The sequence below is a fragment of the Rhodococcus sp. ACS1 genome (assembly GCF_002300155.1).
Lineage (GTDB): Bacteria > Actinomycetota > Actinomycetes > Mycobacteriales > Mycobacteriaceae > Rhodococcus_F > Rhodococcus_F koreensis.
This window is the reverse complement of sequence record NZ_NSDZ01000005.1, coordinates 1,018,309-1,036,622: the sequence shown is the minus strand read 5'-3', so window position 1 is coordinate 1,036,622 and position 18,314 is coordinate 1,018,309. Positions and strand designations below refer to the sequence as shown.

The following is an 18,314-nucleotide window of genomic DNA, read 5'->3' as shown; positions in this document are numbered from 1 at the left end:
ACAAGTACTCACAGGGGGTTTCGGTCAGGACGTGAGGTCGTACAGGGTCACGCCGTCCACGGTGACTGCGGTGAAGTTCGCCTGCACCCAGGTGGAGATCTCCGACGCGGTGCCGTCGCCACCCATTCCGCCGCCCCGGCCGCCGGCGATGAAGTAGTGGATCTTCCCGTCCGCCACGTACTGCTGGAACTGCTCCAGCGTGGGTGACGGATCGCTGCCGTTGAACCCGCCGATCGGCATGACCGGGTCCTCGGTGGCCAGCTGGTAACCGGACGCACTGTTGGATCCGATGGCCGCGGCCACCCAGGTGTAGTTGCCGGCATCCTGCTCCAGCAACGACACCAGTTCCTCGCCGGGGTTGCTGCCGGAGAGGAGTCCCCCGGCAGCGCCGCCCATGGCTCCCATGCCGCCCATGCCGTCGGCGGCGCCTGCCGTTGCGCCGTCGGTGGCACCGGGAGCCGCACCGCCCGGCATCGTGGGCGCGGCGCCGCCGTCGGTGCGCCCGCCCATGCGTCCGGCACCGTCCATGCCACCGGGGCCACCCATTCCGCCGAAGCCACCGCGACCGCCTTCGACGGTGGGTCCGGCCGAGACGATCGAACCGGTGTGCGGCGTCGCGATCGTGTCGACGGCGTACGCCGTCGGTCCGGCGAGCCCAGTGAACAGCGCGGCCAGCGTGACGACGGCCGCGATCCGTCCCCTGGTCAGCGCCGGGATCAGCACGGCCACCGCGGCGAGAACACCGGCGACGACCACGGCCCACTTCAGCCACGGCACGAACGACGCACTGCGCCCGAGCAGAACCCAGGACATGGCCGCTGTGGCCAGCAGTGTCACCGCAAGAACAGCACGCATCCACAGGGTGTCGCGTCGACGCCACAGCGTCACAGAACCGATCGCCACCAGCGCGGCCACGGCCGGTGCGAGCGCGACGGTGTAGTACGCGTGGAAGATTCCGGCCATGAAGCTGAACGTCAGCCCGGTGACGAGCAGCCACAGGCCCCACACGACGAACGACGCACGTTGCGTGTCGGTGCGTGGCGCCCTGCCACGCACTACGAGACCGGCGACGAGCAGAATCAGAGCGGCCGGGATCAGCCAGGCGATCTGACCGCCCTGAGCCGACTCGAACATGCGCGTGATGCCGGTGCTGCCCCACATTCCGCCGCCACCGCCGGGGCCGCCTCCGGGGAAGCCCCCGCCTGCCATGGCGTCACCCATTGCTGCTCCGGCTTCGCCACGCGCGCCGCCACCGGGCGTGACGCTGCCCGTCTCCTCACCGTTCAACCGGCCGAGACCGTTGTAGCCCAGGGTGAGTTCGAGGATCGAGTTGTTCTGCGAACCGCCGATCCAGGGCCGCGACGACGCCGGCCACAGCTCGACGGTCAGCAACCACCAGCCCGCGGAGACGATCATCGCGCCGAGCGCGGCGAAGCACTGGGCGAGGCGTTTGCCGAACTTCGGTGGTCCCGCGAAGAGGTAGGTCAGGGCGAGCGGCGGAACGACGAGCATCACCTGAAGCTGCTTGGTCAGGAACCCCAGCCCGACGAACACGCCGGTCAGCACCATCCACCGGGTGCGTCCGTCCTCCACGGCACGCAGCATCGCCCACACGGACGCGATCATCAGCAGCACCAGCAGCGCGTCGGGGTTGTTGAACCGGAACATGAGCACCGCGATCGGCGTCAGTGCGAGCACCAGACCGGCGAGCAGACCGGCCGGGGCCCCGAACCACCGCTTCACCGTCGCGTACAGCAGCGCGACGGAACCGACGCCGAGCAGGGCCTGCGGCACCAGCATCGCCCACGAGCTGAGGCCGAAGATCCGGACCGACAGCGACATCAGCCACAGCGACATCGGCGGCTTGTCGACGGTGATGGAGTTGGCGGCGTCGGAGGACCCGAAGAAGAACGCCTTCCACGACTCCGAACCGGCCTGCACCGCGGCGGCATAGAACGAGTTGGCCCAGCCGGAAGCGCCGAGCCCCCAGATGTACGCGACCGCCGTCCCGACGAGCAGTGCGGCGAGCGCCCAGGGCTCCCACCTCCGCCGGGCCGGAGGAGGTTCGGGCGTTTCGACCTTCGGTTGTTCGAGGGTCGTCGTCATGCGTGAACTCCTTCGGGGCGAGCGTTCCGGAACACCCAGCGAAGGGCTATGAAACGACTGATGGTGGCAACGAGATTGGCGAGTACGAGGACGGCGAGTTCGACGTGCTTGGACGCGTCCGGGGCCGCCGAGTGCAGGACGAACAGGGAACCGCTGGTGAGCAGCAGTCCGAAGGCGAACACGAGCAGACCCTGCATCTGATGCCGGGCGGCGCCTTCGGATCCGCGCACCCCGAACGTGAACGCGCGGTTCGCGGCCGTGTTGAGCACGGCCGTGACCAGCAGTGAGACGGCGTTGGCCCACTGCGCGCCCAGGACCGGATGCAGAACCAGGTAGAGCAGCGCGTACGCGACGGTGGACGCGACACCGATCACCGCGAACCGGGCCAACTGCCCGACCATGCCGCGGGGAACCCCGGGCACCAGCGGCTCGCGTCCGAAGCTGTCCCGCAAGCTGCCGATCGGCAGCGATCCGGTGGACAGCGCCCGGCCCACCCGCCACACGCCCTTGAGGTCGGCGACAGCGGTCGCGACGATGTCGACGCGACTATCCGGGTCGTCGACCCAGTCCACGGGGACCTCGTGGATGCGCAGGCCTGCGCGTTCCGCGAGCACCAGCAGCTCGGTGTCGAAGAACCATCCGGTGTCCTCGACCAGCGGCAGCAGACGCTGCGCGACGTCCGCCCGCATCGCCTTGAACCCGCACTGCGCGTCGGAGAACCGCGCGTGCAGCGCGCTGCGGAGGATGAGGTTGTAGCTGCGGGAGATGAACTCACGCTTCGGGCCCCGGACCACCCGCGAGGAGCGGGCGAGCCGGGAGCCGATCGCGAGGTCCGAATGCCCCGACAGCAGCGGTGCGATCAGCGGCATCAGGGCGTTGAGGTCCGTCGACAGATCGACGTCCATGTACGCCACCACCTCGGCGTCGGAGGCACTCCACACCGCGCGCAGGGCGCGGCCGCGTCCCTTCTCGTCGAGGTGCACGACGCGGACGCCGTCGATCTCGGCGGCCAGTCGGTGGGCCACGGCGAGGGTGGCGTCGACGCTGGCGTTGTCGGCGATGGTGATGCGGGCGGTGTAGGGAACGTTCTCGTCGAGGTGCCGCCGCAGCCGGCGCACGCAACGTTCGAGTCCGGCTTCCTCGTTGTAGACCGGCACGACAACGTCGAGCACGGGCGCGGTCTCGGAGGTTCCGGAGGTCTCGAGTCGTCCCATGGCGCCCGGTGCTCGGGAGAGGGAATTCGTCGTCATGCGTCCAAGGTTCGGCCCGGACGCTGCGATCACTCTGGACGGAGGCTGGGAGTTTCCTGTGCGCTTCGCGCCCGTGAGTACTTATTAACCGCGGAAGGTTAATAAGTACTCACGGGTGGCGAAGCCGCATAATGGCGGCCATGGGATCTGTATTCAGCGCCATCATCAACGGAGATCTGCCGGGACGGTTCGTGTGGGAGGACGAGGACGTCGTCGCGTTCCTCACGATCGCCCCCGTGACCCAGGGCCACACCCTCGTCGTGCCGCGCGAGGAGGTGGACCAGTGGCAGGACGTCGACGGTGAGGTCTGGAACAAGGTCATGGACGTGGCCCGCACGATCGGGCAGGCCGTCCGCCCGGCGTTCGACGCACCGCGGGCGGGACTGCTGATCGCCGGCCTCGAGGTGCCCCACCTGCACCTGCACGTCTTCCCCGCCTACGATCTCGGCGATTTCAACATCAGCAACGCCGAGCAGAATCCGTCCCAGGAATCGCTCGAGGAGGCGCAGGCGAAGATCAAGGCGGCGCTGCGCGAACTCGGCCACGGGGCCAACGTCCCCGACTGACGGTCAGCTCGACCGCGGCAGTTCCACCCGGAACGTGGCACCTTCGCCGGGCCGGCTGTCGACGGTTACCGACCCTCGGTGGGCGGCGACCAGGGCCGCGACGATCGACAGGCCGAGCCCGCTGCCGCCGCTCTCCCGGGTGCGGGACGCGTCGGTGCGGTAGAACCTCTCGAACACCCGGGCCGCGTCTTCCTCGGTCAGTCCGGGTCCGGTGTCGGCCACCTCGAGCACGACGCTGTGCTCGGTGGTGCCGAGCCGGACCGTCACGTCCGCGGTGGCGGGGGTGTGTTTGACGGCGTTGGCGAGCAGGTTGCCGAGGACCTGCCGCAGCCGGGCCTCGTCGCCGATCACCTCCGGTGTCCCGGGTCCGGGGCGGACGTCGAGGGCGATGGACCGCTCGGGGGCGACGGCGCGCGCCCCGTGCACGGCGTCGGATGCCACCGACAGCAGGTCGACGGGCCGGGTCTCGAGGGGTCGCTGGGCATCGAGCCGGGCGAGCATCAGCAGGTCTTCCACCAGGAGACCCATCCGCGACGCTTCCCCTTCGATGCGGCTCATCAGGGTTTCGGTGTCGGTCATCGCGCCCTGTCGATACAGTTCGGCGAAGCCGCGGATCGTGGTGAGCGGGGTGCGCAGTTCGTGGCTCGCGTCGGCGACGAATCGCCGCATCTTCTCCTCGGACCGCCGCGCCGACTCCTCCGACGCCTCGGTGGCGGCGAACGCGTGCTGGATCTGCGCGAGCATTCCGTTGAGCGCCACAGACAGTCGCCCGATCTCGGTACGGTCGTCCCGTTCCGGGACGCGTCGGTGCAGGTCTCCCGCCGCGATCGCCGCGGCGGTCTCCTCCACTTCGACGAGGGGACGCAGACTGCGCCGGACCACGAAATACGCGACCACTCCGAGCACGATCAGCACCACCACACCGATGATGAGTTGCAGCACGGCCAGCCGGTTCACGGTTTCGTCGTTCTCGGTGAGCGTCATCGCGACCGTCGTCTCGATGCCGTCCGGCGCGGTGGTGGTCAGCACCCGCCACCGCACGTCGGAACCGTCGGTCGAGCCGACCGTCACGGGCACGGAGGCGGGGTCTTCCGGCAGTGCGGGCGAGACGGATTCGTCGTTGATCTCACGCAGCACGGTGCCGTTGGCCAATGTCGTGCGGACGTAGAACGGGCTCGGCGGACGTCCGGGATTCGGTTCGTCGGGCGGCGGCAGCGGACGCGACTTGCCGGGCTTCGCCCACCCCTGAGCGGCCTCGTGGAGTTGGTGATCGACGCGGTTGGTCAGCGAATTCTCGAGCGCCGACGTCACCGCGACACCGGACGCGAGAAGCCCGAGCGCAGCGAGCAGGAGCACGGCGCCGACGAGCGTGATGCGCAGTGGCATCGCCCGGATCCACCGTCGCGCAGGCCTGTTCGGGACGGTGGCGACCACCTCGGCCGACTCCCGGGGAGCCGCGGGCGCGGTCATCGCCGCGGTTCGCGCATCACGTAGCCGACGCCGCGGAGGGTGTGGATCAGCGGGGTCTCGCCGGTGTCGACCTTCCGGCGCAGGTACGACACGTACGACTCGACCACGCCGACCTCACCGCCGAAGTCGTAGTTCCAGACGTGGTCGAGGATCCGCGGCTTGCTCAGCACCGTGCCGGCGTTGACCATGAAGTACCGCAGCAGCGTGAACTCCGTCGGAGAGAGCGACACCAGGTCGCCCGCCTTCCAGACCTCCCGCGTGTCGTCGTCGAGTTCGATGTCGGCGAACTTGATGCGGGCCGACTGCTCCTCCACCGACACCTTGCCCGCCCGCCGGAGGATGACGCGAAGCCGGGTCACCACTTCTTCGAGGCTGAACGGCTTGGTGACGTAGTCGTCCGCGCCGAGGGTCAGGCCGCTGATCTTGTCCTCCACCGCATCCTTCGCGGTGAGGAACAGCACCGGCGCGTCCACACCGTCGGCGCGCAACCGCTTGAGCAGGCCGAACCCGTCCATTCCCGGCATCATGACGTCGAGAATGACGGCGTCCGGGCGGAAGGTGCGCGCCGTGTCGAGTCCCTCGGCCCCGGTCGACGCCGTCGCCACCTCGAATCCCTGGAATCGGAGACTCACGGAGAGCAACTCGAGGATGTTCGGTTCGTCGTCGACGACGAGGACGCGGGCTTCGACAGGCTTATCATTCACGCAACCCATCATCACTCGTGACGCTGGATCGTCGCTGTAGGTTTCCTGGGAGGTTCCTGTGAGCCGGTGCGGCCGGCCCTGGCCGGACGGATTCCGATCGTCAGTTGACGACGATATTGAGGTTGAACACTACCCCGCCGAACGTCAGGATCGTGTTGGCCAATCCGAGTGTGACACCACTGTTGAGCGCCCCGAGCAGTCCCAGCATCATGACCTCCATCGTCGCCCCGGTGAAGGGGTGTTTGCGCGCTGTCCGTACGCGTTGCGGATGACACTAAGTCACGTTCGACAAATTCGTGGCGACACGCGCACGCAATTTCCCTGAATAAAATCACCCATTCTTCTCGAGCGAAAAAGGATGAAATTCCGGGCGCATGAGCGAGGATGGGACAGTTGCTCTCCCGCGCCCCGGCGCTCACGGTCGCCGCACAACGCGACAACCCCGCCGTCGAGCCGACGGCGGGGTTGCGACCGGAGTTGTCTTGACAGGCAGGAAGTTCAGGCGACGACGTTCAGGTTGAGCACCACTCCGCCGAACGTGCCGATCGTGTTGGCGAGTCCGAGGGTGAAAGCGCTGTTGATTGCGGCGAGCAGTCCGAGCATCATGATGTTCCTCGTTATCTTCCGTGGTATACGCACAGAATTCACTGTCGCGCTCGACAATAAGTCAGCAGGTCTCGATCTGCGAGATATTCGGTGCATTCCCGCGCCGTGCGCGCGGAGCGAGCCTGTGGAGTCGCTCACCACTCACGGGCGCGGAGCGCGTCTTTGGGTACCGTGGAATTCGTCGACACGACATCCGGACGAGCGCACCGTACCCGGCCAGCGACAAGACGGTGCCCGGAGGTTTGTCATGGCGTGGATCGTGCTCGTGCTGTCGGGGGTTCTGGAGGCTGTCTGGGCCACCGCCCTCGGCCGGTCGGAGGGATTCAGCAAGCTCGGGCCCAGCATCGTCTTCGGCGTCGCCCTGGTCTTCAGCATGGCGGGTCTGGCCTACGCGATGCGCAGTCTCCCCACCGGAACGTCGTACGCGGTGTGGGTCGGCATCGGCGCGGCGCTGACGGTCGGGTTCGCGATGCTGACGGGCGCCGAGAGTGCCACGCCGGTGAAGATTCTGCTGATCCTGGGCATCGTGGGATGCGTCGTCGGACTGAAGGCTCTGCACTGACCTGATCGACACGCTCGATGATTGTGTGTCGCGGGTTACAGTAACTCCATGAACCTGGTGTCGTTGATGACCCTCCCGGTGCGTGCCGGTCTCGCGGCGGCCGATGTCGGTCTCGGTATCGCCGAGGCCGCCCTCGTGTCGGTGCGGACCGCGGTCGCCGGGACCGGCGTGGTCACGGGAATGAGCACCCAGGGGAGCCCGCTGCAGGTGATCAGCCAACTGTCGTCGCTGGCGGCCAACGACCGGCCGCTCGGGCAGGCCCTCCAGCCGGGCGGTCCGCTCGATCGTCTCCTCGCCCCGGGCGGCCCCGTCGACCGTCTCACGTCGGAGGGCGGCACCCTCGAACGACTGCTCGAGCCGGGTGGGCCGCTCGAGCGGGTCCTCGCCAAGGACGGCCCGCTCGACCGGGTCCTCGCCGAGGACGGCACCCTGGAGCGACTGCTCGCGAAAGACGGCCTGCTCGACCGTCTCACCGCCGAGCAGGGACCCCTCGAACGGCTGACTGCGCAGGACGGCGCGGTCGAACGGCTCACGGCGCCGGGCGGACTGGTGGATCGGGCGCTCGCCGAGAACGGCATCCTCGACACACTGCTGTCAGAGGGCGGCGCGTTCGAACGCCTCATCGCCGAGGGCGGCCCGCTCGATCAGATCGTGGCACTGTCCGAGACGTTGACGGCGCTGGCGCCCAACCTCGAGCGGATGAGCGCGAGCGTCGACCTGCTGCAGGAGACGGTGGGGGTTCTCAGCGCCGCCGTCGGGCCGCTCGGTGAACTGGCGGGCAAGTTGCCGGGGCGCTGGCTCAACAAGGGCAAGGGCGACCGTCCGGGCGTCGACTACACCCTCGGCCCCGCCTGACGCTGTCCGCTCGGGACGGCCTGGGAGCGACCGGCCGACACTGACCGACACCTGCCTCTGGTATGTATTTCGCATGACACGAACCATCGTTGCGCTGTTGATCCCGGCCGCCCTGCTGCTCGGGGCGTGCAGTTCCGAATCGACCACCACCGACGCCGAGTCCACGGCGAGCGCAACGACCGAGGCCACCGAGGCGTCCTCCGCAGGCCTGCCCGCCGTCGCGGACCTGTGCAAAGGCCTCCTCCAGTACGCGAAGGGCGCCGAGGCCCGCGCGCAGCAGAGCGGCGAGACGTTCGACCGCACGAAGGCCCTCGACGACCTCTTCACCCAGTCGGCCGAGACGGCGGAGTGGAAGGACGCTCCGCAGGAGCGCAAGGATCAGATGATCCAGGCCTACGACGCCGCCAAGACCGGGGCCTGCTGACCCGTCCCTCGATCAAGGACCGGAACTGTCCTCAATCCTTCGTAGCGTGGTCTGCATGACCGACACGACGAAGTCCATCCGACCGTTTCGCATCGACATCGCGCAGGCGCAACTCGACGATCTCGCCGCACGACTCGCGCGGACCCGGTTCGGCACCCCGCTCCCGGGTGACGACTGGAAAACCGGGGTGCCCACGTCCTACCTGGTCGAACTCGTCGCGTACTGGCGCGACGAGTTCGACTGGCGGGCACAGGAGAAATCGCTCAACACCTTCCCGCAGTTCGTGACCGAGATCGACGGGCAGAACATCCACTTTCTGCACGTCCGCTCACCCGAACCGGACGCACTGCCCCTGGTCCTCACCCACGGCTGGCCGGGTTCGTTCGTCGAGTTCCTCGACGTGATCGGGCCCCTCACCGACCCCGTGGCGCACGGTGGCAACCCCGCGGACGCATTCCACGTGGTGGTGCCGTCGCTGCCCGGATTCGGATTCTCGGGACCGGTCCGCGAATCGGGCTGGAACATCCACCGGATCGCCGGGGCGTGGGCGGAGCTGATGAGCCGGCTCGGATACGACCGTTACGGGGTCCAGGGCGGCGACATCGGCGCGGGCGTCTCGCCCGAGGTCGCCCGCATCGCCCGGGACGCGGTGGCCGGGGTGCACCTCAACGGCAACATCGGGGTTCCCGTCCACGACGTGGACGAGGCGGAGCGGGCGAGCCTGACACCGCTGGAGCGGGACCGCCTGGACCGGGTGTTGCGGTTCCTGACCGACGAGTTCGGCTACATCTCCATCCAGTCGACGCGACCTGCGACGCTCGGTGCCGCGCTCGCCGATTCACCGGTCGGTCAGCTCGCTTGGATCGTCGACAAGTTCCGCGAGTGGACGCATCCGCGGGAGGCGCTCCCCCACGACGTCGTCGGCATCGACCGCCTGCTCACCAACGTCATGTTGTACTGGCTGACCGACACCGCGTCCTCGGCCGCGTACGTCGGCTACATGCAGGAATCTTCTTGGGGCACCGCCAATTCCGTGTCCGGCATCCCGACCGCCGTCATCGTCTTCGCCCACGACGTCGGCATCCGCCGCTACGCGGAGCGGGAGCATGCGATCACGCGGTGGACCGACGTCGAGGATCGCGGCGGCCACTTCGCCGCACTCGAGGAGCCCGCGACCCTGACTGCGGACATCCGGGACTTCTTCGCCGGACTTCGCTGAGCGGATCCGGAGCGGTCAGATCAGGCTCGAGATGAGGAAGGCGGCAAGCAGCACGCCGACGAGAACGGATCCGGCGGTGGCGGCCGCGAGGACCACCGAACCGGTCACGGCCATTGCCGGCGCCGCCGCGACGAGGGCGGCGACGAGCGCGGTTCCGAGCGAGAAGCGGCGGTCGGGCTCTGCCTGCCGGTCCTTCGCGTGCCGGGCACTGTGCGTGCGGAATGCATTGTGGGCCGTGAGGGTCATGATTCTTTGTCCCGTCTGGAGTCGAATGCGGGGCCAGAGTCGGAGCCCTGGCGGGTACAGAGTTCACCTCCCCGGCGCAGTGGTGGATCACTATCCGGGCGTGCGGCCCGGCCCGTCCAGCCGGGACGCCAGTTCGGCGTTCTCGGATTCGAGCGCGAGGATGCGCCGAATGCCGGCGACGTTCACACCGTCGTCCATGAGCTGAGCGATGCGTGCCAGCCTGATCAGGTCGTCGTCGCTGTATCTGCGGGTGCCGCCGCTGGTCCGGGCGGGGGTGAGCAACCCCCGCCGCTCGTACAGGCGGAGAGTCTGCGGGCCGATGCCCGTCAACTCCGACGTCACCGCAATTCCGTAGACCCCGCGACGTGAGCGGGGCAGGACGTCGATGGTCATAACAGGCTCCCTTCTGCTTAAGGAACACCTGATATTAACACGCAAATGAAATGAATCTGCATTCGTAAATACAGATTTTGCATCTCGGACCCGTCATGCCTGGCCGGCGGCCGCCAAGACGACCATCGGGTCACGTAATCTCGGACCCGAACCGAACACGAACCGCCACCGACCCCGGACGGATTCGTCGAGGTGTCGTGGCCGTGAGCGCCGCGGCCTCTGTGCGAGAGACGAGAAGACGGTGCCCCGTACTCAGGAACACGCAGATCGCTACCGCGACGCCCTCACGGCGCTCGCCGCGGCCACGCAGCGACCGGCCAACGTGGTCAACACCGGTGCGGGCTACGCGATCCGGGTCGACTTCGAGTTCAACCGGTACCTTCTCGCGTCGAATGCCACCGACGGACTGACCGACGCCGTCGAGGACGCGTCCGAGTGGAGGGTCAGCCTGTTCCAGGGCGCCGCCGACGGCACGTCCGACGAATTGCTGGCCACCGCCGGGCACGCGTGGCTGGTCGACGCATTCGACCTCGCGTTCGCCGACATCCGGGCCGAAGGTAAATGGCAGTCGGCCGACGCGTCGTTCGACGAGTTCAACCCCACGAACGACCAGTCTGCGAGCTGATCCGGCGCCGCTCAGGCGCGGTCCGGGACCTCGGATCGGACGAGTTGCTCGAGTTCGGCGTTCCGCGCCGCGAGGACCGCGTTCTCGGCCTCGAGCCGAAGGATCTGGCCGATGCCGATGAGATTGACTCCTGCGGCGACGAGTTCGGTGATCTTCTGGAGGCGCGCGACATCGTCCTCGCTGTACCGGCGTGTGCCACCGCCCGTGCGAGTCGGTGTGATCAACCCGCGCCGCTCGTACAGGCGCAGCGTCTGTGGTCCGATACCCGTCAGTTCCGACGTTACCGAGATCCCGTATACACCCCGCTGCGAACGAAGCGGCATATGAGAGGACGTCACCGGGTCTCCCTTCTTCTCAGGGCACATCAACCTTAGCAAGCGCCGGTGGACACAATATGCCGCGGGGCGCGCAGGTTCGCTCCGGAATGCCCACACCCCCGCGGGGCTGGACCAGCAATCTTGCCGATTCGGCTTGAACTTCCCGTCCGACCGCTGTAGAACAAATCTATATTCTTCAACGCAGATTAGTTCTCACGACGAGGCCGCACGAAGGAGAACCGCAGATGACCACCCACGACCCTCAGAGCACTCCCCACGACGGGGAGGTCCTCGTTCTCGGTGCAGGCAGCGGCGGAGCGATCGCCGGCGGCCTGATCGCCACGCTGGCGCTCAGCGCGCTCACTCTCCTCTCGTCCCTGCCGACGTGACCGGACACCCCGACACCCGCACCCGTTCGACACCGACACAGACCCAGACACAGACTCTTCGCACACGACAGGACGCAGCCCTCATGCCCGCCAGCTCCGCATTCCACGCTTCCGCCACCAGCACCACGCGCGGCGGAGCCACGATGAGCACCGAGGAAATCAAGGCCCGGATCGAGGCGATGTTCGCCGACGAGGCCGCAGACACGTCCCCCGCACTCGTCGAATAGCGACGCCATCGCCGATGCCGGCAGGTCAGAGAAGGGCAGAGCCATGAAAGTGTCCACCCCGCTCGTCGAACCATCGCTCGAAATCCGACGCATCCCCACGCGGTCGAAGCCGGTGCATCGCACGAAGTCCGCAGCCGACGCCGACGCCGCACGAGTAGAGCTACGGCAGGCCCGAAACGAGACCGCGCGCCGCGAGCGTGACCAGTATCGTGACGTGCCCGCGCAGTGCGAGGCCATCGGCCGGCTCGCCGCCTCCGACCCCCGCCGCGAACTGCTGCGACAGCGACTGATCGAGCGGTGCCTGCCGCTCGCCGAACACATCGCCCGGCGTTTCCTCGGTCGCGGAGAACCCCTCGACGACCTGATCCAGGTCGCCCGCATCGGTCTGGTCAAGGCAGTCGACCGTTTCGACGCCCGCTGCGGGGCGAACTTCGTGTCGTACGCCGTCCCGACGATCACCGGCGAAGTCCGCAGGCACTTCCGCGACACGGGATGGGCGATGCGCGTCCCGCGCAGCATGCAGGAACTGCACCTTTCCCTCACGACCGCGACGACCGAACTGACCACCACACTCGGACGCGCCCCGACGGCGAGCGAATTGGCCGAGGCCCTCGGGATCGACAAGGAGGAGGTGGTCCGGGGCCTCCGGGTTGCCGACGCCTACAGCACCCTGTCCGTCGATTTCCCGCTCGGCGAGGACGAGCGCCCGCTGTCGGAGACGATCGGCGACGTCGACCCGTCCCTCGCACACGTCGAGGACCACGTGGTTCTCGAGCCGCTGCTGGGATCCCTTCCCGACCTCGAACGCACCGTCCTCGTTCTGCGGTTCTTCGGCAACATGACCCAGTCGCAGATCGCCGCTCGGGTGGGCGTCTCGCAGATGCAGGTGTCCCGGCTGCTGAACAAAACCCTGGCGGACCTGCGCGGGAAACTCGCCGACGCCAGCGGTCAGATGCCCGGGTAGGCGGCCAGGAAGTCCTCCCACGTCCGCTTGCCCGTCGCCGCCTCGCGCGACAGGTTGACGCCGTCCCGGTACGCGCGGCCGGCCTTGCCCGGCATCCGGACCGGCATCGTCAGCCGGTGCCTGCCGGTCGCCTGCAGGTAACTGCGCGCCAGATCGCCCATCCCGTACACCGTCGGCCCGGGCAGGTCGGGAACCAGGCCTGCCGGGGCGCCGAGCGTCAGTTCCACCAGACGCGCCGCCACCTCCCCCGAGTCGACCGGCTGGAAGCGCAGTCCGCCCGGGACCGGGATCACCGGCAGTTTCGCCATCTTCTGCAGCATGCTCAGCACCAGTTCGTGAAACTGGGCTGCGCGCAACGTCGTCCACGGCAGGCCCGAGTCGGCCACCGCTCGCTCCGCGGCCAGCTTGAATATCAACTACCCGGTCCTGAAGGACGCGGGTTTGCTGCTCACGTTCTCACTGGCTGTGAGAGGGGTGGCTGCTTTAGGCACGGTTGATTGGGCGGCCCGGTAGTTGGTGTGTCCGAGTGCGGCAATGTTGGCGGCGGCGTTATGGTCCGCGTGACCGGTCCATCCGCAGCCGCGGCACCGGAACAGTGCTTGACTGTGCCTGTTCGCGGTGTCGCAGTGCCCGCAGAGGTGGCACGTCTTACTGGTATTGCGAGGGTTGATCACCTGCACCGGCACTCCTGCGGCGTGCGCCTTATAGGTGATCTGGTCGCGCAGTTGCGCGTATGCCCAGGAGTGCAATTGTTGCCGTTGTCTGCGTGCGAGCCGTACCCGGTCCCGGATTCCCGACAGGTCTTCTACCGCGATTCCTTGACCGGTGCGTTGCGCCTGGGCAACAATCGTTTTCGAGAGTTGATGATTGATGTCGGTGGCGTACCGAGTCTCCTTCCTCCGCCGATTCTTCAGTTTCCGCTTCGCGGACCTGGTCCCCACCTTCTGCAGCGCGGACCGGATGGTTCCGTTCTTTTTCCGGCGGGCGGTGACCGCACCACCGGACCACCGGACGTCGAGTTCGGCCGGGTCGTCTGCGGTGGTCACAGCCAGGTTCACGATCCCCAAGTCCACACCCAGCCACCCGGCGGGGTCGTCGGCGGGGACCAGCTGCTGCGGTGCGCCGGTGTCGACGGTTGCATGCAGGTAGAAACATCCGTCCCGGAAAATCAGATCCGACTCGCCTGTGCGGTCGGCGAGCATTGTCCGCTGCCACGGCGCGCACACGAATCCGACGTTGCGCATCCGGCCCGCGCTCGTCCAGATCGACACCGTCGATCGATCGATCTGCCACGACAAGCACCGATCGTCGAACGGTTGGCCCGCGTCCTGACGGAACACGACCGCCTTACCCGCAACCTTCGCATACCGTGTCGATCCCGGCGTGCCGTAATTCCCGTTACGCAGGTTCGCTGTCCGGGTCGCGTACGCATCCGCCACCTTCTTGATGACCCGGATCGCCGGTTGCGCCGACAACCCGCACGCCTTGAGCTGGGCAGAGACCTGCTTTTGCAGCGCGAACGGGCGCCGATCAGCGGCGGTGTGCGCGAGCTGCGCAACCATGTTCGCCCCCGCATTGCACAACTCCAGTGTCGATTTCAGCGCCACATACTGCTCCGGGGTGGGAGCCAGCTTCACGACAACGATCCGCTTCACACCCTGCGCCTTTCCCTGATCGTCGCGGTGCGTTCACCGACCCGATGCTGACCCGATGCGGGCAATCATGGCAGAGGTGTGTGACAAGTTCGGCGCACGTTGACCGAGTTCAACGGAGACACCGACCACGTCCACCTAGTGATCCACTACCCACCTACCGTGCAACTCTCCACCCTGGTCAACAGCCTCAAGGGCGTCTCCGCTCGATACCTGCGCCAAGAGTTCCCCGACCACATCCAGAAATACCTGTGGGGCAATCACTTCTGGTCACCGTCCTACTTCGCCGCCTCCGCAGGCGGAGCCCCACTCGCCATCGTCGCCGAGTACATCACCAACCAAAAACGACCCGAACCCACACCAGAAAGCGACCCCGCTACGCGCGATCGCGCAGTACAGAATCAGCTTCCTCCCGGCCCTGAAGGGCCAGGCTTCCTCTGATTAATCCGGTGAACCAGCCGAGCGGAACCCGGTCGGCCCCGATCACCGAGATGTAGACGAGATGCTGCACCCCGGCGCGCGAGGCGGCCTCGACCAGGTTCCGGGTCGCCACCTCGTCGCCCTTGGGGCCACCCGCCAGGTGCAGAACGGTCTCGACCCCGTCCAGTGCGGCTTCAATTCCCTTGCCCTCGAACAGGTCGCCGATCATGTACTCGACGCCGTCGCCGGGGTCTCGGCCGTGCCGGCTGACGACCCGCACGTCCCGCCCCGCCGCCCGCAGCAGTGGGACGACCTGACGTCCGAGCGTGCCGGTACCGCCGGTGATGAGAATGGGTGATGTCATGATCTGTCCAGATTCTTCGGACTGCTGATTTCGGTGGGTCTACCCGTGAGACACGCCGCGAGGAAGGAATGTGACACGGTGGACGACCGCGATCGGCTGACCGAGCGTTTCGAGGAACACCGGCCGCGGCTGCGGGCCGTCGCCTACCGGATGCTGGGCTCGGTGAGCGAGGCCGACGACGCCGTCCAGGAAGCGTGGTTGCGCACGATTCGCGCGGACACCGGCGAGGTGGAGAACCTCGGGGCGTGGCTGATCACGGTGGTGTCGCGGGTGTGCCTGAACGTGCTGCGCTCACGCGAGCAGCGGCGCGAGGAACCTCTCGACGTGCAGGCACACGATCCGGCCGTCGGCCACGACGACGGTGGCGACCCCGAACACGAAGCGATGCTGGCCGACTCGGTCGGGCTGGCGCTGCTGGTCGTGCTCGACACGCTGACCCCGGCCGAGCGGCTCGCGTTCGTGCTGCACGACATGTTCGACGTGCCGTTCGACGACGTCGCCCCCATCGTGGGCCGCTCCTCCCAGGCGGTGCGGCAACTCGCCAGCCGCGCCCGCCGGCGGGTGAAGGGCGCGGCGCCGGCACCGGACTCCGCCGACCTGGACCGCAGGCGAGCTGTCGTCGACGCCTATCTGGCCGCCACCCGCGGCGGCGACTTCGACGCGCTGGTCGCCCTGCTCGATCCGGAGGTGGTGCTCCGGGCCGATCCGGCTGTCGGACCCACCCCGGGACCGCTCGTGATCCGGGGCGCCCGCGTCGTGGCCAAGGGCGCGCTCGCATCCGCGGAACGGGCCCGGGTCACCCAGGTGGCCCTGGTGAACGGGGCGGCCGGGCTCGTGATGGCTCCCCGAGGGCGGCCGCCCCTGGTGCTGGCGTTCACGATCGTGGACGGGACGATCACCGAGATCGACGTCATCGCGGAGCCGGATCGCGTCCGCCGGCTCGATCTCGCCGTCCTCGGGGACTGACCGGTCACCCGATCCGGGTGATGACCGTCGGCGCCGAGACCCCGCAGCATGGAGGGAGCCGACACCCGGGGAGAGGGGCGCGAACGTGACTACTGCCTCGGACGACGATGCCCCACCCCGGAGCGCGGCCGCGCCGTCGCCGTTCCCGCCGATCGCGGACTACGCCTTCCTCTCGAACTGCCACACCGGGGCGCTGATCGCGCCGGACGGTTCCGTCGACTGGCTGTGCGTGCCCCGGTTCGATTCGCCCAGCGTGTTCGGTTCCCTCCTCGACCGTGAGGCCGGGATGTTCCGGATCGGCCCGTTCGGGCTCAACGTTCCGGCGTCCCGCCAGTACGAGCCGGGCACCAACATCATCTCGGCGGTGTGGAACACCCCGACCGGGTGGGTGAACGTGCGCAGTGCGCTGACGATGAGCCCGACCCGCGGTGAGGACACCGTCACTCCCCACACGAGGCCGCCGGCGGACGAGGATGCCGACCACATGCTGGTCCGCACGGTCACGTGCCTCGACGGCAGCGTGGAGGTGGAGTTGGTGTGCGAGCCCGTGTTCGACTACGGACGCGCACCGGCGGAGTGGGTTCTCGTGAACGGTGATCGGCACACCGCCGACGCGAGCGGTGCGGGGCTCACGCTGCGCCTGCAGACGGACATGGCGCTCGGCATCGAGGGCGGACGGGTTCGCGCGCGCCACATGCTCGAGAAGGGCGAAACCCTGTACTGCGCGCTGACCTGGGCCGCGGAACTCGCCGCGCCGGGAACGGTGGAAGAGGCTGTCGCGCAACTCGATGCGACCGCGACGTTCTGGCGGCGCTGGTTCAGTCACGCCCGCTTCCCAGACCATCGGTGGCGTGAGGCGATCCAGAGGTCCGCCCTGACCATCAAGGGCCTCACGTACATGCCGACCGGCGCCACCGTCGCAGCCCTCACAACTTCCCTGCCGGAAACCCCTGGTGGCGAACGCAATTGGGACTATCGCTACACGTGGATGCGGGATTCCACGTTCACGCTGCAGGCCCTGCACTACCTGAACCTGGACTGGGAGGCCGACGAGTTCATGCAGTTCATCGCCGACCTCGAGTCGAACGGTGACGGCGCACTGCAGATCATGTACGGAATCGACGGCACCCGCGACCTCACCGAGTCGACCCGCGACGACCTGTCCGGCTATGCGGGCGCGCGCCCGGTGCGGATCGGTAACGGCGCGTTCGACCAGCGGCAGAACGACGTGTTCGGCGCCGTCCTCGACTCGATCCTGCTGCACACGGTGCGCAGCAAGCGACTTCCCCGCCGGTTGTGGCCGCTAGTGCAGCAGCAGGCGGCGTGCGCCTCGGCGGTGTGGCGCGACCCCGATCAGGGGATCTGGGAGGCGCGCGGCGCACCGCAGCACTATGTGTCGTCGAAGCTGATGTGCTGGGTGGCGCTCGACCGGGCGTCGAAGATCGCGGGCATCCGCGGCGATCGGGCGGCAGAGGACACCTGGCGTGCCACAGCCGAGGAGATCCGCGCCGACATCCTCGCGCACGGCGTGAAGAAGGGGGTGCTGCGACAGCACTACGACACCGAGGCGCTGGACGCGTCGACGCTGCTCGCCGCGGTCTTCGGGTTCCTACCCCGCGGGGACGTCCGGCTGCGCGCCACCGTCGACGCCATCGCGAGCGATCTCACCGAGGACGGATTCGTCCTGCGCTACCGCACCGGCGAAACCGACGACGGATTGTCGGGCAAGGAAGGCAGTTTCCTGATCTGCTCGTTCTGGCTGGTGTCGGCCCTGACCGTGGTCGATCAGGTGCAGGAGGCCACCGATTTGATGGAGCGACTGGTCAGCGTGTCGTCTCCCCTGGGCCTGTACGCGGAAGAATTCGACACGAGCACGGGCCGTCACCTCGGCAATTTTCCGCAGGCGTTCTCCCACCTCGCGCTGATCGAGGCCGCGGGGCGCATCATCCTGCACGAGCGGATGCGGGAACTGATGTGAGCCGAGGCCGG

Annotated in this window: 20 protein-coding genes, 2 pseudogenes and 1 riboswitch; of the genes and pseudogenes, 12 read left to right on the top strand and 10 right to left on the bottom strand. The window is 68.0% G+C overall.

Annotation, left to right across the window (positions count from 1 at the left end):
- Window positions 1-24: 24 nt before the first annotated feature.
- Together CJ179_RS25485 and CJ179_RS25480 are read right to left on the bottom strand one after the other, a co-directional pair.
- A complete protein-coding gene (locus CJ179_RS25485) occupies window positions 25-2,106 on the bottom strand; it encodes a glycosyltransferase family 39 protein (RefSeq protein ID WP_095863257.1) in 2,082 nt (693 codons plus the stop codon).
- Complete coding sequence (locus tag CJ179_RS25480; RefSeq protein ID WP_095863256.1) at window positions 2,103-3,356, bottom strand: bifunctional glycosyltransferase family 2/GtrA family protein; 1,254 nt, start codon at window positions 3,354-3,356, stop codon at window positions 2,103-2,105. Before CJ179_RS25480 ends, CJ179_RS25485 begins: the two co-directional genes overlap by 4 nt.
- 140 nt (window positions 3,357-3,496) lie before the next feature.
- Here CJ179_RS25480 and CJ179_RS25475 point away from each other — a divergent pair, with 140 nt between their 5' ends.
- The gene (locus tag CJ179_RS25475) at window positions 3,497-3,922 is read left to right on the top strand and encodes an HIT family protein (protein ID WP_174705505.1); all 426 of its coding nucleotides are present in this window, start codon (window positions 3,497-3,499) and stop codon (window positions 3,920-3,922) included.
- 3 nt (window positions 3,923-3,925) lie between these two features.
- Here the strand turns inward: CJ179_RS25475 and CJ179_RS25470 are convergent, their stop codons facing one another.
- Window positions 3,926-5,308 carry a cell wall metabolism sensor histidine kinase WalK gene (locus CJ179_RS25470; RefSeq protein ID WP_072943153.1) on the bottom strand — a complete coding sequence of 461 codons (1,383 nt, stop codon included), beginning with the start codon at window positions 5,306-5,308 and terminating at the stop codon, window positions 3,926-3,928.
- A gap of 80 nt (window positions 5,309-5,388) precedes the next feature.
- Complete coding sequence (locus tag CJ179_RS25465) at window positions 5,389-6,105, bottom strand: response regulator transcription factor (protein WP_167372175.1); 717 nt, start codon at window positions 6,103-6,105, stop codon at window positions 5,389-5,391.
- A gap of 772 nt (window positions 6,106-6,877) precedes the next feature.
- Window positions 6,878-6,939: riboswitch (guanidine-III (ykkC-III) riboswitch) on the top strand.
- A 10-nt stretch (window positions 6,940-6,949) separates the two neighbouring features.
- Here CJ179_RS25465 and CJ179_RS25460 point away from each other — a divergent pair.
- The 4 genes from CJ179_RS25460 to CJ179_RS25445 all read left to right on the top strand — a co-directional run bounded on the left by CJ179_RS25460 (window position 6,950) and on the right by CJ179_RS25445 (window position 9,762).
- Window positions 6,950-7,264 carry a multidrug efflux SMR transporter gene (locus CJ179_RS25460; RefSeq protein ID WP_072942865.1) on the top strand — a complete coding sequence of 105 codons (315 nt, stop codon included), beginning with the start codon at window positions 6,950-6,952 and terminating at the stop codon, window positions 7,262-7,264.
- A gap of 48 nt (window positions 7,265-7,312) precedes the next feature.
- Complete coding sequence (locus CJ179_RS25455; protein ID WP_072942863.1) at window positions 7,313-8,119, top strand: ABC transporter; 807 nt, start codon at window positions 7,313-7,315, stop codon at window positions 8,117-8,119.
- Window positions 8,120-8,192: 73 nt separating this feature from the next.
- Window positions 8,193-8,543: a hypothetical protein gene (locus CJ179_RS25450; RefSeq protein ID WP_072942861.1), complete on the top strand. Its 351-nt coding sequence runs from the start codon at window positions 8,193-8,195 to the stop codon at window positions 8,541-8,543.
- Between the two features lie 55 nt (window positions 8,544-8,598).
- Entirely contained in the window at window positions 8,599-9,762 is a 1,164-nt protein-coding gene (locus CJ179_RS25445; RefSeq protein ID WP_072942859.1) for an epoxide hydrolase family protein, read from the top strand.
- Window positions 9,763-9,777: 15 nt separating this feature from the next.
- Here the strand turns inward: CJ179_RS25445 and CJ179_RS25440 are convergent, their stop codons facing one another.
- Complete coding sequence (locus tag CJ179_RS25440; protein ID WP_072942857.1) at window positions 9,778-10,008, bottom strand: hypothetical protein; 231 nt, start codon at window positions 10,006-10,008, stop codon at window positions 9,778-9,780.
- 90 nt (window positions 10,009-10,098) lie between these two features.
- On the bottom strand, window positions 10,099-10,401 hold the full coding sequence (locus tag CJ179_RS25435; protein ID WP_072942855.1) for a MerR family transcriptional regulator: 303 nt from the start codon (window positions 10,399-10,401) through the stop codon (window positions 10,099-10,101).
- Between the two features lie 241 nt (window positions 10,402-10,642).
- On the opposite strand from CJ179_RS25435, the gene CJ179_RS25430 reads away from it, so the two are divergent.
- Complete coding sequence (locus tag CJ179_RS25430; RefSeq protein ID WP_072942853.1) at window positions 10,643-11,026, top strand: hypothetical protein; 384 nt, start codon at window positions 10,643-10,645, stop codon at window positions 11,024-11,026.
- A gap of 11 nt (window positions 11,027-11,037) precedes the next feature.
- Here the strand turns inward: CJ179_RS25430 and CJ179_RS25425 are convergent, their stop codons facing one another.
- A complete protein-coding gene (locus tag CJ179_RS25425; RefSeq protein ID WP_083395631.1) occupies window positions 11,038-11,364 on the bottom strand; it encodes a helix-turn-helix transcriptional regulator in 327 nt (108 codons plus the stop codon).
- Between the two features lie 224 nt (window positions 11,365-11,588).
- On the opposite strand from CJ179_RS25425, the gene CJ179_RS51415 reads away from it, so the two are divergent.
- From CJ179_RS51415 to CJ179_RS25415, 3 genes are all read left to right on the top strand, one after another.
- Window positions 11,589-11,732, top strand: a complete 144-nt coding sequence (locus CJ179_RS51415; RefSeq protein WP_167372176.1) for a hypothetical protein — start codon at window positions 11,589-11,591, stop codon at window positions 11,730-11,732.
- A gap of 83 nt (window positions 11,733-11,815) precedes the next feature.
- Window positions 11,816-11,959, top strand: a complete 144-nt coding sequence (locus CJ179_RS51410; protein WP_167372177.1) for a hypothetical protein — start codon at window positions 11,816-11,818, stop codon at window positions 11,957-11,959.
- A 43-nt stretch (window positions 11,960-12,002) separates the two neighbouring features.
- Window positions 12,003-12,923: a SigB/SigF/SigG family RNA polymerase sigma factor gene (locus CJ179_RS25415; RefSeq protein ID WP_095863254.1), complete on the top strand. Its 921-nt coding sequence runs from the start codon at window positions 12,003-12,005 to the stop codon at window positions 12,921-12,923.
- Here CJ179_RS25415 and CJ179_RS25410 read toward each other — a convergent pair.
- Both CJ179_RS25410 and CJ179_RS25405 read right to left on the bottom strand, forming a co-directional pair.
- The gene (locus tag CJ179_RS25410) at window positions 12,908-13,339 is read right to left on the bottom strand and encodes an SDR family oxidoreductase (protein ID WP_241031470.1); all 432 of its coding nucleotides are present in this window, start codon (window positions 13,337-13,339) and stop codon (window positions 12,908-12,910) included. The genes CJ179_RS25415 and CJ179_RS25410 overlap by 16 nt on opposite strands.
- Entirely contained in the window at window positions 13,340-14,578 is a 1,239-nt protein-coding gene (locus CJ179_RS25405; RefSeq protein WP_095863253.1) for an RNA-guided endonuclease TnpB family protein, read from the bottom strand.
- Window positions 14,579-14,598: 20 nt separating this feature from the next.
- Here CJ179_RS25405 and tnpA point away from each other — a divergent pair.
- Window positions 14,599-14,935 (top strand): annotated as a pseudogene (gene tnpA / locus CJ179_RS25400) (IS200/IS605 family transposase); the annotation flags it as partial.
- Between the two features lie 37 nt (window positions 14,936-14,972).
- Here tnpA and CJ179_RS25395 read toward each other — a convergent pair.
- A pseudogene (locus CJ179_RS25395) lies at window positions 14,973-15,359 on the bottom strand (SDR family oxidoreductase); the annotation flags it as partial.
- Between the two features lie 78 nt (window positions 15,360-15,437).
- Between CJ179_RS25395 and CJ179_RS25390 the strand changes: the two are divergent.
- Both CJ179_RS25390 and CJ179_RS25385 read left to right on the top strand, forming a co-directional pair.
- Window positions 15,438-16,325: a sigma-70 family RNA polymerase sigma factor gene (locus CJ179_RS25390; protein ID WP_095863252.1), complete on the top strand. Its 888-nt coding sequence runs from the start codon at window positions 15,438-15,440 to the stop codon at window positions 16,323-16,325.
- An 85-nt stretch (window positions 16,326-16,410) separates the two neighbouring features.
- Window positions 16,411-18,303, top strand: coding sequence for a glycoside hydrolase family 15 protein (locus CJ179_RS25385; RefSeq protein WP_095863251.1), 1,893 nt, complete (start codon window positions 16,411-16,413; stop codon window positions 18,301-18,303).
- The last annotated feature ends 11 nt before the right edge of the window (window positions 18,304-18,314 follow it).

Coding starts and splice junctions, on each gene's coding strand:
- CJ179_RS25485 (WP_095863257.1), bottom strand. CDS start 2,106: ATGACGACGACCCTCGAACAACCGAAGGTCGAAACGCCCGAACCTCCT.
- CJ179_RS25480 (WP_095863256.1), bottom strand. CDS start 3,356: ATGACGACGAATTCCCTCTCCCGAGCACCGGGCGCCATGGGACGACTC.
- CJ179_RS25475 (WP_174705505.1), top strand. CDS start 3,497: ATGGGATCTGTATTCAGCGCCATCATCAACGGAGATCTGCCGGGACGG.
- CJ179_RS25470 (WP_072943153.1), bottom strand. CDS start 5,308: ATGCCACTGCGCATCACGCTCGTCGGCGCCGTGCTCCTGCTCGCTGCG.
- CJ179_RS25465 (WP_167372175.1), bottom strand. CDS start 6,105: ATGGGTTGCGTGAATGATAAGCCTGTCGAAGCCCGCGTCCTCGTCGTC.
- CJ179_RS25460 (WP_072942865.1), top strand. CDS start 6,950: ATGGCGTGGATCGTGCTCGTGCTGTCGGGGGTTCTGGAGGCTGTCTGG.
- CJ179_RS25455 (WP_072942863.1), top strand. CDS start 7,313: ATGAACCTGGTGTCGTTGATGACCCTCCCGGTGCGTGCCGGTCTCGCG.
- CJ179_RS25450 (WP_072942861.1), top strand. CDS start 8,193: ATGACACGAACCATCGTTGCGCTGTTGATCCCGGCCGCCCTGCTGCTC.
- CJ179_RS25445 (WP_072942859.1), top strand. CDS start 8,599: ATGACCGACACGACGAAGTCCATCCGACCGTTTCGCATCGACATCGCG.
- CJ179_RS25440 (WP_072942857.1), bottom strand. CDS start 10,008: ATGACCCTCACGGCCCACAATGCATTCCGCACGCACAGTGCCCGGCAC.
- CJ179_RS25435 (WP_072942855.1), bottom strand. CDS start 10,401: ATGACCATCGACGTCCTGCCCCGCTCACGTCGCGGGGTCTACGGAATT.
- CJ179_RS51415 (WP_167372176.1), top strand. CDS start 11,589: ATGACCACCCACGACCCTCAGAGCACTCCCCACGACGGGGAGGTCCTC.
- CJ179_RS51410 (WP_167372177.1), top strand. CDS start 11,816: ATGCCCGCCAGCTCCGCATTCCACGCTTCCGCCACCAGCACCACGCGC.
- CJ179_RS25415 (WP_095863254.1), top strand. CDS start 12,003: ATGAAAGTGTCCACCCCGCTCGTCGAACCATCGCTCGAAATCCGACGC.